This window comes from Rhodococcus sp. K11/5, from assembly GCF_055193735.1.
This window is the reverse complement of the sequence record NZ_CM143721.1, coordinates 4,151,904-4,165,688: the sequence shown is the minus strand read 5'-3', so window position 1 is coordinate 4,165,688 and position 13,785 is coordinate 4,151,904. Positions and strand designations below refer to the sequence as shown.

At 68.3% G+C, this 13,785-nt stretch carries 11 protein-coding genes; 6 read left to right on the top strand and 5 right to left on the bottom strand.

Going from position 1 to position 13,785, the window contains the following annotated elements:
- Positions 1 to 2 precede the first annotated feature (2 nt).
- Positions 3 to 1,097 (top strand): DNA polymerase domain-containing protein, encoded by a 1,095-nt coding sequence (locus ACY466_RS19405; RefSeq protein WP_463248106.1) that lies wholly within the window; start codon positions 3 to 5, stop codon positions 1,095 to 1,097.
- 124 nt (positions 1,098 to 1,221) lie between these two features.
- Here the strand turns inward: ACY466_RS19405 and nhaA are convergent, their stop codons facing one another.
- Entirely contained in the window at positions 1,222 to 3,132 is a 1,911-nt protein-coding gene (gene nhaA / locus ACY466_RS19400; protein ID WP_463248103.1) for a Na+/H+ antiporter NhaA, read from the bottom strand.
- 137 nt (positions 3,133 to 3,269) lie between these two features.
- Positions 3,270 to 3,827 (bottom strand): Dps family protein, encoded by a 558-nt coding sequence (locus ACY466_RS19395; RefSeq protein ID WP_463248100.1) that lies wholly within the window; start codon positions 3,825 to 3,827, stop codon positions 3,270 to 3,272.
- Between the two features lie 96 nt (positions 3,828 to 3,923).
- Here ACY466_RS19395 and ACY466_RS19390 point away from each other — a divergent pair, with 96 nt between their 5' ends.
- Positions 3,924 to 4,940 carry a zinc-binding metallopeptidase family protein gene (locus tag ACY466_RS19390; protein WP_463248097.1) on the top strand — a complete coding sequence of 339 codons (1,017 nt, stop codon included), beginning with the start codon at positions 3,924 to 3,926 and terminating at the stop codon, positions 4,938 to 4,940.
- A gap of 173 nt (positions 4,941 to 5,113) precedes the next feature.
- Here the strand turns inward: ACY466_RS19390 and ACY466_RS19385 are convergent, their stop codons facing one another.
- Entirely contained in the window at positions 5,114 to 6,523 is a 1,410-nt protein-coding gene (locus ACY466_RS19385; protein ID WP_463248094.1) for an EAL domain-containing protein, read from the bottom strand.
- 197 nt (positions 6,524 to 6,720) lie between these two features.
- Here ACY466_RS19385 and ACY466_RS19380 point away from each other — a divergent pair, with 197 nt between their 5' ends.
- The 4 genes from ACY466_RS19380 to ACY466_RS19365 are packed head-to-tail and all read left to right on the top strand — an operon-like array spanning position 6,721 to position 10,809.
- Positions 6,721 to 7,683 carry a L,D-transpeptidase gene (locus tag ACY466_RS19380; protein WP_463248091.1) on the top strand — a complete coding sequence of 321 codons (963 nt, stop codon included), beginning with the start codon at positions 6,721 to 6,723 and terminating at the stop codon, positions 7,681 to 7,683.
- Positions 7,684 to 7,733: 50 nt separating this feature from the next.
- Complete coding sequence (locus ACY466_RS19375) at positions 7,734 to 9,002, top strand: glycosyltransferase family 4 protein (protein WP_463248087.1); 1,269 nt, start codon at positions 7,734 to 7,736, stop codon at positions 9,000 to 9,002.
- The gene (locus ACY466_RS19370; protein ID WP_463248085.1) at positions 9,002 to 9,727 is read left to right on the top strand and encodes a class I SAM-dependent methyltransferase; all 726 of its coding nucleotides are present in this window, start codon (positions 9,002 to 9,004) and stop codon (positions 9,725 to 9,727) included. Before ACY466_RS19375 ends, ACY466_RS19370 begins: the two co-directional genes overlap by 1 nt.
- Positions 9,724 to 10,809 carry a prenyltransferase/squalene oxidase repeat-containing protein gene (locus ACY466_RS19365; RefSeq protein ID WP_463248083.1) on the top strand — a complete coding sequence of 362 codons (1,086 nt, stop codon included), beginning with the start codon at positions 9,724 to 9,726 and terminating at the stop codon, positions 10,807 to 10,809. Before ACY466_RS19370 ends, ACY466_RS19365 begins: the two co-directional genes overlap by 4 nt.
- Here ACY466_RS19365 and ACY466_RS19360 read toward each other — a convergent pair.
- Positions 10,787 to 11,854 carry a 2-oxoacid:ferredoxin oxidoreductase subunit beta gene (locus ACY466_RS19360; protein WP_463248080.1) on the bottom strand — a complete coding sequence of 356 codons (1,068 nt, stop codon included), beginning with the start codon at positions 11,852 to 11,854 and terminating at the stop codon, positions 10,787 to 10,789. The two genes, ACY466_RS19365 and ACY466_RS19360, sit on opposite strands and share 23 nt — an antisense overlap.
- Positions 11,851 to 13,785 (bottom strand): 2-oxoacid:acceptor oxidoreductase subunit alpha, encoded by a 1,935-nt coding sequence (locus ACY466_RS19355; RefSeq protein WP_463248077.1) that lies wholly within the window; start codon positions 13,783 to 13,785, stop codon positions 11,851 to 11,853. The genes ACY466_RS19360 and ACY466_RS19355 overlap by 4 nt, the downstream gene beginning before the upstream one ends.

Here is a 13,785-nt window from a genome sequence, read left to right as displayed (position 1 = left end):
CCATGGCCAAGAGCAGCGCGGCCACGGTGACGGTCGGCGAACGCGAGGTACGGGTGTCGAGTCCGGAACGCGTCGTTTTCGAGGCCACCGAGCGAACGCCCGAGATCACCAAACTCGATGTGTGCACCTACTTCTCGAGCGTCGGGAGCGGGTTGATGCACGCGCTGGGAGACCGACCCACGGCCATGGAACGGTGGCCCGACGGGTGGCGTGAGGGCATGCGGCTCGCCACCGGACCCACGGACAAGCAGGGTCAGGGTTTCTACCAGAAGCGATTGCCCAGGGGGGCACCCGATTACGTCGAGACGGTCGGGGTCACCTTCCCCAGCGGACGGACGGCGCAGGAGCTGTGCCCGACGGAGCCGGCGGCGCTGGTGTGGGCAGCGCAGATGGGCACCTTGACCTTTCATCCCTGGCCCGTACGACGGCCCGAGGTGGACAAGCCCGACGAGCTCAGACTCGACCTCGACCCGCAGCCGGGCACCACCTTCGCCGATGCCCGACGCGTCGCGGACCTCACCCGCGAACTGCTCGCCGAACTCGGACTGCGCGGATATCCCAAGACGAGTGGCAATCGCGGCATCCATGTCTATGTTCGGATCGAGCCGATCTACACCTTCGAACAGGTGCGGCACGCGGCGATCGGGTTGGGCCGCGAGCTGGAGCGCCGCGACTCCGGAGTCACCACCGCCTGGTGGAAAGAACAACGCGGAGAGCGCATCTTCCTCGACTACAACCAGAACAACCGCGATCGCACCATCGCCGGAGCCTGGAGTCTGCGCGCCCGCCCCGGTGCTCCGGTGAGCACGCCGATGACGTGGGAGATGCTGGCCGAGGTCACCGATCCGGCCGATTTCAATCTCACGACTGTGCCCGATCTCCTGGCGGACGGCGACCCGTGGGCGGACATGAACGACGTGGCCCATTCCCTCGAGCCGCTACTGAACCTGTGGGAGACGCTGCCGGGCGGCGAGCTCAACTTCCCACCGGACTACCCCAAGATGCCGGGGGAGCCGCCGCGGGTGCAGCCGTCGAAGAAGGTGGCCGAGCACTGGGACGAGGACGGGAACCGGGTGGAGGCGCCGCGGGGGGAGTGAGGGTGCCCAGTGGTGCGCACCCGTTCGGAGTGAGGGTGCCGTTGGGTCCGTCTCGGGAGGTCAGGGTGCCCCTGACTCCGGCACCCGTTCGGAGTGAGGGTGCCGTTGGGTCCGTCTCGGGTGGTCAGGGTGCCCCTGACTCCGGGGCGCGTGCCGCCGCGGACAGCGCTTCGAGTTCGCGGATCAACGTCGCCGCGTCGTGCGGGCCGTTGTGCCGCGAAGGAGGCGACCCGCGTACGCCCAGGTAGAACGTCGGCGTTCCCGGTAGTTCGCTGGTGAGTGCGTCGAGCTCGTCGTCCTCGACGCGAGAGACGAAGTCGCCGGTCCGCAGATCCTCCTCGAACCGCGCGAGGTCGAGCCCGACGGCGTCCGCGTAGGAGTCGATGTCGTCCCGCTCGAGGGCGTCGGAATGGAGGAAGAGTGTGTCGTGCATCTCCCAGAACTTCCCCTGTGCCGCAGCGGCTTCCGATGCCTGCGCGGCGTACCGGGCGTGCGGGTGATAGTCGTCGAGGGGGTAGTGGCGGAAGACGTAGCGCACCCGGTCCCCGAAATGATCGCGCACCTCTCGCGTGCTGCCGGTGGCCTTGCTGCAGAAGGGGCACTCGAAATCGCCGTACTCGACGATGGTCAGCGGCGCGTCCACCGGACCACGAATGTGATCGCGGGACGCCCGGACCGGTCGGAGAAGCGTCGGCGACGGTTCCGCCGGCGGCGGTGAGACCCGGTTGCCCACCGAGAACACGATCCATCCCAGCAGCACCGCGAGCACCGACGCCGCCAGCACGCCGACTCGGGCCTGATCCGCCAGTATCTCGTCGTCGAGCGCGAGGTCCACGATGAACAACGAAATCGTGAAGCCGACACCGGACAGCGCTGCGCCGCCGGCGATCTGCGGGGTGGTCAGCCCGGGCGTCGCGGACGCGGGCCGCAGCCTGGCGAACAACACGCTCGCGCCGGTGATGCCGAGGAATTTGCCGCCCACCAGTCCCAGGACGATGCCCCAGGTCAACGCCGAGGTCGCAGCGGCGCGCAGAGTCTCCGCGCTGAGCACCACGCCGGCGTTGGCGAGCGCGAAGATCGGCACGATGATGAACGCGGTGTACGGCTGATAGAGCCGCATCAGCCGCTCGTTGACGGAGACCGCGCGCTCGAGACCCAGGCGGGCGGCACGCGCGTATTCGGGGTTCGGGGACTGACGGAACGCTCGGGTCAGCGCCGCGGCGTGCTCCACCTCGCGTCGGCGCGGCGGATACACCGGCAGGATCAGCGCGATCATGACGCCGGCGATCGTGGGGTGCACCCCCGATTCGTACATCGCCACCCAGGTGAACATCGAGACCACGAAGTACCCCGCGCCGCGCCACACCCGCAGTCGGCGCATCGACGCGACGAGCACCAACCCGAGGACGGAGACGAGCAGCGGCGTGACGCGCAGTTCGTCGGTGTAGAAGACGGCGATGATCGCCAACGCGCCCACGTCGTCGGCAACGGCGAGGGTCAGCAGGAAGATGCGGAGGCGCACGGCGCGCGTCGGTCCGATGACGGCGAGCGTTCCGAGCAGGAACGCGGTGTCGGTGGAGATGACCACCCCCCACGCGGCCGACGCGGGTCCACTGGGGTTCAGCAGCAGGAACAGGGCTGCGGGGAGCGCGAGCCCGGCGACCGCCGCGACGATGGGTACGGCCGCGCGGGACCGATCGCGGAGTTCGCCCATCGCGAATTCACGCTTGACCTCGAGCCCCACGACGAAGAAGAACAGGGTCATCAATCCGTCGTTGACCCAGTGCTGGAGATCGAGTTCGATGCCGTGGTCACCGAAACGGATGGACAGCGGGGTGTGCCAGAACGACGTGTACGAGGCGCCCCACGGTGAGTTCGCCCAAGCCAACGCGGCAAGCGTGGCCACCAGGAGAAACACGGCGGCGATGGTCTCGCTGCTGTCACCGCGTCGGGCGTCGGCGATGCGGTCGACGATCCCTCGGAGTCGGTCGGTGGGGCGACTTCGTGCGTTCTGAGAGGTGGTCGGCTCCGCCATGATGAGAGAAAAGTACACCCCGCGGTGTGGGACGGCAGTGCGGTGTCCGACGGCAGTACGGGCGAACGCACGACGACGCCGCCTCCCCGTCAGGAGAAGCGGCGTCGTCGAAGTGTGCGGGTTCGAAACCCGAGGGTTTATCCCGCCTTGTCGGCGGCCTCGGTCTCGGACGACGCGCCTGCGGTCGAGAGCTGGCCGCCGGAGTTCTCCAGGTGTGCGCGAACGAACCAGTGGAACAGCTCCAGCTGGCCGCTGTGTCCGATGAGGAGGTCTTCGGTGACCGGATCGACCTTGCCGGACTCCTCGATGGCGTTGCGGTAGTCGGTGATGACGCCGGTGTAGACCAGATCGAGGGCACCGAGGTGCTCGATGGCCGGTGCGCGGCCGATGCTGTAGTCGTCCCACTTGCGCTCGGAGACGATGGTGCCGGGGGTGCCCTTCGCGGACGAGCCGAGCGTCGCGATGCGTTCCGCGACGTCGTCGGCGAAACCGCGAACGGCCTCGACCTGCGGGTCGAGCATTTCGTGGACGGAGATGAAGTTCGGTCCGACCACGTTCCAGTGGATGTGCTTGAGCGTGAGGTGGAGATCGTTGAGTGCGTTCAGACGATCCTGCAGAACGGCTGCCACCCGGGCGCCGTCGTCGGTGCTGAGGCCGGGAACTGTGTAAGCGGCTTTCTGGTTCGAGTCAGTCATACGTGTGGGATAGACAGAGCGACGACGTTCTAAACACCGGTTTCACCTGCGTAGGCTTGTCTGTTCCACCATCCCAAGAAGGGTCGAATCACCCCCATGCGAGTTTTCGTCTGCCGCAAGTGCGGCCAACAACTGTCGTTCGAGAACTCGCGATGCCTGAGCTGCGACAGTCTTCTCGGCTTCCATCTCCCGAGCAGGTCGATCCTCGTGCTCGACGACAACGCCTCCGTGCAGGTCGACGGCACCACCTGGACGCGGTGCGCGAACATCAAGCTTGCGCAGTGCAACTGGTTGGTCGACACGACGAACGGCGACACGCTGTGCCTGTCGTGCTCGCTGACCCGCACGCGGCCCGCGGACACCGACACCGAGGCGATGGTGGAGTTCGCCGCCGCCGAGACCGCGAAGCGCCGCGTGATCTTCGAACTCGACGAGCTGCACCTGCCGATCATCGGGCGCGACGAGAATCCCGACGGTGGCCTCGCGTTCGACCTGCTGTCGAGTCAGAATCGCAAGGTCATCACCGGTCACGCCAGCGGACTCATCACCCTCGACCTGGCCGAGAGCGACGACGTGCACCGCGAGCAGCTCCGCGTGTCCATGGACGAGCCGTACCGCACCCTGGTCGGTCACTTCCGGCACGAGATCGGGCACTTCTATCAGATGGTGCTGATCGGCAACGGTGAGCATCGCGCCGGGTTCGAGGAGCTCTTCGGCAACCCCGACGACAGCTACCAGGACGCGCTCGACCGCCACTACAGCGAGGGTGCACCCGAGGGCTGGAAGAAGAACTACGTCTCGTCCTACGCGACCATGCATCCCGCGGAGGACTGGGCCGAGACCTTCGCCCACTACCTGCACATCCGCGACACCCTCGACACCGCGGCGGCCTACGCGTTCGCGCCCGCGGGTTCGACGTTCGACGCGCCGCTCTCCGGTGACGTGGGCTTCGCGCGGATCAAGGACTGGTGGCTGCCGTTGACCTGGGCGCTCAACCAGATGAACCGCTCGATGGGGCACCAGGACCTGTACCCGTTCGTGTTGCCGGCACGGGTGCTGGACAAGATTCGGTTCGTGCACAACGTCGTGGTGCCGAGCGAGCTGAGCGCCTGAGTCCGACGGGCCCGCCCGGTCGGTCGGAGTGAGGGTGCCGTTCGCTCCGTCTCGGGAGGTGAGGGTGCCCCTGACTCCGGGTGGGCCGGGCGCCCGATCGGAGTGAGGGTGCCGTTCGGTCCGTCTCGGGAGGTGAGGGTGCCCCTGACTCCGGGTGGGGAGTCCGGCAGCAGTCAGTTCCCGGACCGCTCCGGAGGCAGTCGGCCGATCAACGACCGCGCACACGCGACGGTGAGCGACGTGTCGTGGGAGAGGACGTAATCGAACCGTCGCTCCATGTCGGGTCCGGTGTCACCGAGGTCCCGCGCGGCCAGGACCGCGGCGAAGTGCGGTGTCAGGACCACCACGTCCCACTCCTCGCGCACCGGGTCCGACGCGGACAGGCTCGCTCCACGGATCTTCGGTGCGGGCTCCGGGCCCATGCCTTCGCCCAGCGCGCCGACCAGAGCCGCGTTCATCGCCATCAGTTCCCAGCGCCGACCGGTGATCGGGGTGAACTGCCTGATGTGCTGGAACGATCCCAGCATCAACGCCGTCTGCTGGCTCTCCGTGGCCGCCGACTCGAGGTTCTTGCTGATCTCGATGAGGAGCCGCTTGCTGGCCCGGCGCACGTCGCGACCGCCCGCCGCCAGGTTGTACGGCGACGACATCGGTGTGGCCCCGCGCTCGGCGGACGCCTTGAACTCGAGCGGCGACCCGACGGGACGATCTTCGGCCCCCAGCCGACGGTCCTCGAGACGAGTGGTGGAGCCGAACAGCGACCCCTCCCCGACGCGGGCGCCCATGGCCTGCGCGGTGGTCGCGTCGCGATCGGTGGCGATGCCCTCGGCCATGACGATGGCGCCGGTCCGCTCGACTTGGGCGGCGACCGCGTTCACGACGCGAGCGGTGAAACGGTTGGGCCTGGTGGCGAGCAGCGTTCGGTCCAGCTTGATGACATCGGGTTCGAGCAGCGGCAACAACGCCAGCGACTCCGGGCGGATGCCGACGTGATCGACGGCGATCGCCCACCCGAGCCGTCGTACCTCGGCGACCACACGCATGAGGTGCGCGGGGCGGCGGATGAGTGCGGTCTCGTCGAACTGCAGAACCGCACCGCCGAGGTCGTGTTCACGCAGGTCGGGCAGATTCACGATGGAGTCGGGATCGACCGCGATGAACAGCGGCAGGTCGCGGGGCAGTTCGACGCGAGCGGCTTCGGCGAGGGCGCCGCTCCAGCGGGCCGCATCGAGATCGGGTGTCATTCCCATCGACCGGGCGGCCGACGCCAGGGCGATCGGATCCTCGAACGACGAATTCTCGGGTCCGGACACCACGGCCTCGTACCCCACGACGGCACCGGTCTGCAGATCGACGATGCGAAGGAAGTTCGTGCGCAGGCTGTCCGGGCCGAGGAGTGCGCTCAGGCCGTTGACCTCGGATGCGTTTCCGGAGAGGGGTCCGCCGGGGAGGTGGCCACCGGGGTGGGTGCTGCCGGCCGCGTGCGTATCGAGTGGCCGGGCGTCGACCGACGTACGGGAACGCGAGCGCCGACTGCGATTGTCGGAGGTGTCGTTCTTCACCACGAGTAGTCCCTTCGTCACGGGCACAGCGGTTCGTACGGTCGGTGGGACCGCCGACTACCGCCGTTGCTTGACGAAAGTCCTTCTCGAATGTCGGTGCGCGGACCCGCTTCGGTTGTTGCGATTCGCGTACACCACTAGCGTAACCGATCGGCAGTACAACCAGTGGTGCGTATCGATACTTCGACGCAACTCCTCGACCAGATCGGTTCGTTCGTATGGGTGCTCTTCGCACGACTTCGGCAGGACGACTCGGGCGCATCGCCGCCGTCGCCCTGATCGCCTCGGCAACCGCCGCGATCACGACGGTGCCCGCCACCGCGGCACCCCTGTGGCCGGGCGGCCCGGACATCACCGTCCCCGGCATCACCGTTCCGGACATCACCGTCCCCGGCATCATCGTTCCGGACATCACCGTCCCGGGCATCACCCCGCCCGCTCCCGTCGCACCGCCGGCCCCACCCGCCCCGGTCGCCAACTTCTCGACGCCGTCGCTGAACCCCTCGGCCGGCGAGGTCGTGGGTGTCGCGCAGCCGATCATCGTGCGTTTCGACGCCCCCATCGGTGACCGCGCCGTCGCCGAGAACGCGATCGACGTGACCACCTCCGTGGGCGACGTGCCCGGACGGTTCCACTGGTTCTCCGACAGTCAGGTGCGGTGGCGTCCGGACGTGTTCTGGCCGGCCAACACGTCGGTGACCGTCACGGCGGGCGATCTGACCTCGTCCTTCACCGTCGGTGACGCCATCGTCAGCACCGCCGACGACGCCACCAAGACCATCACCGTCACCCGCAACGGCGAGGTGATCCGGACGATGCCGACGTCGATGGGCAAGCCGGGCCACGAGACGCCGAACGGCACCTACATCGTGGGCGAACGCTTCCGCGACATGTACATGGACTCCTCCACCTACGGCGTTCCGGTCGACGCCCCGGAGGGATACCGCACCTACGTCGAGTACGCGACGCGCATGTCCAACAGCGGCATCTTCGTGCACGCCGCCCCGTGGTCCGTCGGCAGCCAGGGCGTGGAGAACGTCAGCCACGGGTGCCTGAACGTGAGCACCGAGGACGGCAAGTGGTTCTTCGAGACCGTGCAGAAGGGTGACCCGGTCATCGTGCAGAACACCGCTGGCGGCATTCTGAACGGGCGCGACGGACTGGGTGACTGGCAGCTCTAGACTTCCCGACGACTCGCGGAACGCGTGTCGTCGAAGGATCTGGGGGTCGGGTGCGGATCGCACTGTTGTCGTATCGGAGCAAGCCGCATGTCGGCGGTCAGGGCGTCTACGTCGAGCGGCTGAGCAGAGCTCTCGTCGAGCGGGGCCACGACGTCGAGGTGTTCTCCGGTCAGCCCTACCCGACGCTGGATCCGCGGGTGCGGCTCACCGAGGTGCCCAGTCTCGATCTCTATCGCGAACCGGACCCCTTCCGGACGCCGCGACCCCGCGAGATCCGGGACTGGATCGACGTGCTCGAGGTGGGCACCATGTGGACCGCGGGCTTCCCCGAGCCGCTGACGTTCACACTGCGAGTCGCTCGAATGCTGAAGCACCGTCGTGCGGATTTCGATGTGCTGCACGACAATCAGTCCCTGGGCCTGGGGCTTCTCACCCTGATGCGCGCCGGATTCCCGCTCGTGACGACCATCCATCACCCCATCACGCGCGACCGACGCCTCGACCTCGACGCCGCCGCGTGGTGGCGCAGGGTGACGGTGCGGCGGTGGTACGGATTCGTCCGGATGCAGAAGTTCGTCGCCCGACGCGTTCCGTTCGTCCTCACCGTCTCGTCCTCGTCGTCCGCCGACATCCAGGAGGCCTTCGGCGTGCGGGCCGACGCGATCTCCGTCGCACCGCTCGGAGTCGACACCGCGGTCTTCACCCCACCCGACGCGCCCAGGGTGTCCGGTCGCATCGTGGCCATCGCCAGCGCCGACGTGGCGTTGAAGGGGATCCGTCATCTGCTCGAAGCCGTCGCGAAGCTCCGCACCGAACGCGACGTCGACCTGCAGCTGGTCTCGCGCTTCGATCCGGCGGGCCCGACGCAACGCCTCATCGACGAACTCGCGCTGAACGACGTGGTCACCGCATCGTCCGGTCTGGAGGACGCCGAGCTCGCCGCGCTCCTCGGCTCGGCGCAGGTCGCGTGCGTGCCGTCGCTGTACGAGGGATTCTCGCTGCCCACGGTCGAGGCCATGGCGTGCGCGACTCCACTGGTGGTGAGCCGCACGGGCGCGATCCCCGAGGTCGTCGGTCCGGACGGACTGTGCGCCGAGCTGGTTCCACCGGGCGACAGCGAGGCCCTGGCCGTCGCGCTCGGTGCCTTGCTCGACGACCCCGAACGGCGGGTTCGGTTGGGTGAGAACGGGCGTCGCCGCGCCGTCGGTCGGTACAGCTGGGCCGCCGTCGCCGCCACCACCGACCACCTCTACGCAGCCGCCGTCGAGAAGGCCACCGCCACCCCGAACACCGAGAACCGCACGGAAAGAGAACGCTGATGCTGACCATGGACTTCGATCGTCTCGGGGTTCGCCCCGGCGACCGCGTGATCGACATCGGCTGCGGCGCGGGCCGCCATTCGTACGAGCTGTACCGACGCGGCGCACACGTCGTCGCGTTCGATCAGGATGCGGACGAACTGGCCGGCGTCGAGGAGATGTTCGGCGCACTCGCCGCCGAGGGCGAGGTGCCCGCCGATGCCACCGCGGAAGCCGTCGTCGGCGATGCGTTGGCTCTTCCCTACGGCGACGGGCACTTCGACGCGGTCGTGGTCTCCGAGATGCTCGAGCACATCCCGGACGACGAGGCTGCGATCGCGGAACTGGTGCGGGTGGTCAAGCCGGGCGGCACGGTGGCGGTCAGTGTCCCGCGCTGGCTGCCCGAGCGGATCTGCTGGGCCCTGTCGGACGAATACCACGCGAACATCGGTGGGCACGTCCGGATCTACCGCGCCTCCGAGCTCACGGGCAAGCTCGAACGAGCGGGCCTGACTCCCACGCATCGGCATCACGCGCACGCGCTGCACGCCCCGTTCTGGTGGCTCAAGTGCGCGGTCGGGGTGAACAACGAGGACAACCGACTGGTGCGCGGCTACCACTCGATGCTGGTGTGGGACATGATGAAAGCTCCCACGGTCACCCGTACGGCCGAGCGCGTGCTCGATCCGCTGATCGGCAAATCCGTCGTCCTGTACTTCACCAAGCCGACCACCCCCGCCCCGTGACCCCGCGGGCGCTTCCGCACGTTCCCGGCGTTCTCACGCCGGAGGCAGCGCGCGCCAGCGGGGAATCGATTGCTCGGCTGCAGCATTCGTCGGGCGCCATTCCCTGGTCGGAGGACGGGCACACCGACCCGTGGGACCACCTGGAATCGGCGATGGGCCTGACCGTCGCGGGCCTCGACGACGAGGCGCGGACGGCGTTCGAGTTCTCGCGCCGCACCCAGCGCGACGACGGATCCTGGCCGCTGCGGTGGCAGGGCGAGGTGATCGAGGATGCGAACTCCGACACCAACTTCTGTGCCTACGTCGCGGTCGGAGCGTGGCACTTCGTCCGGGTCACCGGGGACGAGGCGTTCGCGGAGACGATGTGGCCGACCGTGGAGCGTGCGATCGACTTCGTGCTGCGCTTCCAGACGGTCCGCGGAGACGTGGTGTGGGCCGCGGGACCGTCCGTGGTGGGTGTCGATTCACTGGTCACCGGTAACTCCAGCATCCACCACAGCCTGCAGTGTGCGATCGCCCTCGCCGAGCACCGCGGGGTGCATCGGCCCGACTGGGAGTTGGCGCTCGACCGGCTCGCGCACGCGCTCACCGTTCATCCCGAGGTGTTCGCCGACCACGACGAGTACTCCATGGACTGGTACTACCCGATTCTGGGCGGAGCCCTGCGCGGGCGCGAGGCGGACGCTCGATTGCGCAGCCGCTGGGACGATTTCGTGGTTCCCGGCCTCGGTATCCGATGCGTCGATCACCGCCCGTGGGTCACCGGTGCGGAGACGTGCGAGCTGGTGATGGCGCTCGCCGCCGTCGGGCGGATCGACGACGCACGAGAGCAGTTCGCGGCCATGCAGCATCTGCGCGAGACGGACGGTTCCTACTGGACCGGCCTGGTGTTCTCCGACGGCAAGCGTTGGCCGGTGGAACGCACGACGTGGACCACCGGGGCGATGCTGCTCGCGGCGGACGCCATCGACGGTGCGACGGCGGGAGCCGCGGTGTTCCGCGGCGACGAGCTCCCGGCGCCGCACGGGGTGCCGTGCGGGCCGGAGTGCACGGCGCTGCTCAGTCGACCGTCCACGACGTAGAGCCGGTGAGCAGGGCCTGCAGATCGCCGGGCCCGTCCTTCTGCGCGGCGTCGATCTGTTCGCGCGCCCCGTCGTCGTAGGTGGATCGGGAGACCGCCCGGAGCACGCCGGTCACCACGTGGCCGAGCCCCTGGTCCGAAAGTCGCGTGAGCGCGTAGACGTACTCGGGGTCGTCGGTGTGCGCATCGTGCACCACGATGTTCGCGGGGTCCACCGCCGCCGTCTCGGTCACCGCGAGCCCGAATCCTCGCTGCACGACGCAGAATTCACCGTCCGCTCCGAAGACGATGGGCTCGCCGTGTCGAACGTGGATCACGCGCGCGGGGGCGTCGTCCTTGCGCAACACGTCGAACGACCCGTCGTTGAAGATGGGGCAGTCCTGCAGGATCTCGACGAACGCGGCGCCGCGATGACGCGCCGCTGCGGACAGCACCTCCGTGAGCACGGGCCGGTCCGAATCCAGGGCGCGCGCGATGAACGAGCCCTCCGCGCCGAGCACGAGCGAGAGCGTGTTGAACGGCGCGTCGACCGAGCCCATCGGTGTGGACTTGGTGACCTTACCGACCTCGGACGTCGGTGAGTACTGCCCCTTGGTCAGGCCGTAGATCCGGTTGTTGAACATCAGGATTCGCATGCTCACGTTGCGACGCACCGCGTGGATGAGGTGGTTGCCGCCGATCGAGAGCGCGTCGCCGTCGCCCGTGACCACCCACACGGACAGGTCGGGTCGGGTGATCGCGAGGCCGGTGGCCAGCGTCGGTGCGCGCCCGTGAATCGAATGCACCCCGAAGGTGTTCAGGTAGTAGGGAAATCGGGACGAGCAGCCGATCCCGGAGATGAACACCAGATTCTCGCGCTTGAGACCCAGTGACGGCAGCATGGTCTTGACCGTCGCCAGGATGACGTAGTCGCCGCACCCGGGGCACCACCGCACCTCCTGATCGGATGCGAAGTCCTTCGCCTTGTGTGTCACGTCCGAGAGCGGAATGCCCTCCAGCGCAGAGGGTCCTGGGGGGTCGGCGCTCGGCTCGGCGGTTCGGGTCATCGTCGGGCTCCTGTCGGCTGTGCTGACGTCGTCGTAGCCGCGGCGGCGGCCGCGGGGGTCTTCGCGTTCTCCAGATCGCCGAGCGTGCCATCGAACTCGGCCCGCAGGAGATCGTGCAGTTCGTCGGACAGGTAGGCGAGGCCGGCGATCTTGGTGACCGGTTGAATGGTCCCCGGGGGAAGATCACCGGCGAACTTCGCCGCCAGAATCATCGACAACTGTCCCAGGTTCATCTCGGGGACGATCACGCGTCGATACCGAGCCAGCACGTCACCGACGTTGGCGGGCAACGGATGGAGGTGGCGCAGGTGGGCGCGGTCGATCGGCGTTCCGGCGCGCCGGAGCCGCCGCACGGCCTCGCCGATCGGGCCGTACGACGAGCCCCATCCCAGCACCAGTACCTCGGCGTCGGGATGCGGATCGTCGACCTCGAGGTCGGGAACGGTGATCCCGGCGATCTTCGCCTGGCGGATCCTGCTCATGGTCTCGTGGTTGTCCGGCGTGTACGAGATGTCGCCGGAGCCGTTCGCCTTCTCGAGGCCGCCGATGCGGTGTTCGAGTCCCGCGGTCCCGGGAATCGCCCACTCGCGGGCGAGGGTCCTTGGATCGCGTGCGTAGGGCGCGTACCCGTCGGGGTGATCGGCGGGATCGGCGAATCGCGGATCGATGGGCGCGAGGGTGGAGACGTCGGGGATGCGCCAGGGTTCGGATCCGTTGGCGATCGCACCGTCGGAGAGGAGCAGCACGGGGGTTCGGTAGGTGAGGGCGATGCGTGCGGCGTCCATCGCGACGTCGAAGCAGTCCGCAGGTGACGACGGGGCCAGCACGGCCACCGGGGATTCGCCGTTGCGGCCGAACATGCCCTGGAGCAGATCGGACTGCTCCGTCTTCGTCGGCAGTCCGGTGGACGGCCCACCGCGCTGGACGTCGATCACCACCAACGGCAACTCCGTCATCACGGCCAGTCCGATCGCCTCGGACTTGAGGGCGAGACCGGGACCGGAGGTGCTGGTGACGCCCAGCGATCCACCGTAGGAGGCGCCGATGGCCGCGCCGATCGAGGCGATCTCGTCCTCGGCCTGGAAGGTGATCACGCCGAACTTCTTGTGCTTGGCCAGCTCGTGCAGGATGTCCGACGCCGGGGTGATGGGGTAGGTACCGAGGAACACCGTCCGCCCCGACACCTGCCCGGCCGCGACCAGTCCGTAGGCGAGCGCCGTGTTCCCCGTGACCTGGCGATACGTGCCCGCGGGCAGCGTCGCGCGCGGCACGTCGAAGGTGGTGGCGAAGGCTTCGGTGGTCTCGCCGTAGTTGAAGCCGGCGCGCAGCGCGAGCACGTTCGCCTCGGCGATGTCGGTGCGCGCCGCGAACTTGCTGCGCAGGAACGTCTCGACGGGTTCGAGCGGCCGGCCGTACATCCAGGACAACACCCCGAGCGCGAACATGTTCTTGCTGCGCTCGGCGTCCTTCTTGCCCAGGCCCACCGACGCCACCGCGCCGAGGGTCAACGTCTCCATCGCGATCTCGTGCACCGTGAAGTTCTCGAGGGCCGGCGTCCCGAACGGGTTGGACTCGTAGCCGACCTTGGTGAGATTGCGCTTGGTGAACTCGTCGGTGTTGACGATGACGATCCCGCCGCGCGGTAGGTCGTCGAGGTTGGCCTTGAGCGCGGCGGGGTTCATCGCCACCAGTACGTCCGGGCGGTCCCCGGCCGTCAGGATGTCGTGGTCCGCGATCTGGATCTGAAAGCTGGACACGCCGGGGAGCGTGCCTTCTGGGGCCCGGATCTCGGCGGGGAAGTTGGGCTGCGTCGCGAGATCGTTGCCGAAGGCGGCCGCCTCGGCGGTGAAGCGATCACCGGCCAGCTGCATCCCGTCCCCGGAGTCCCCGGCGATTCGGATCACGACCTGCTCGACTGTCACCGACGTCAT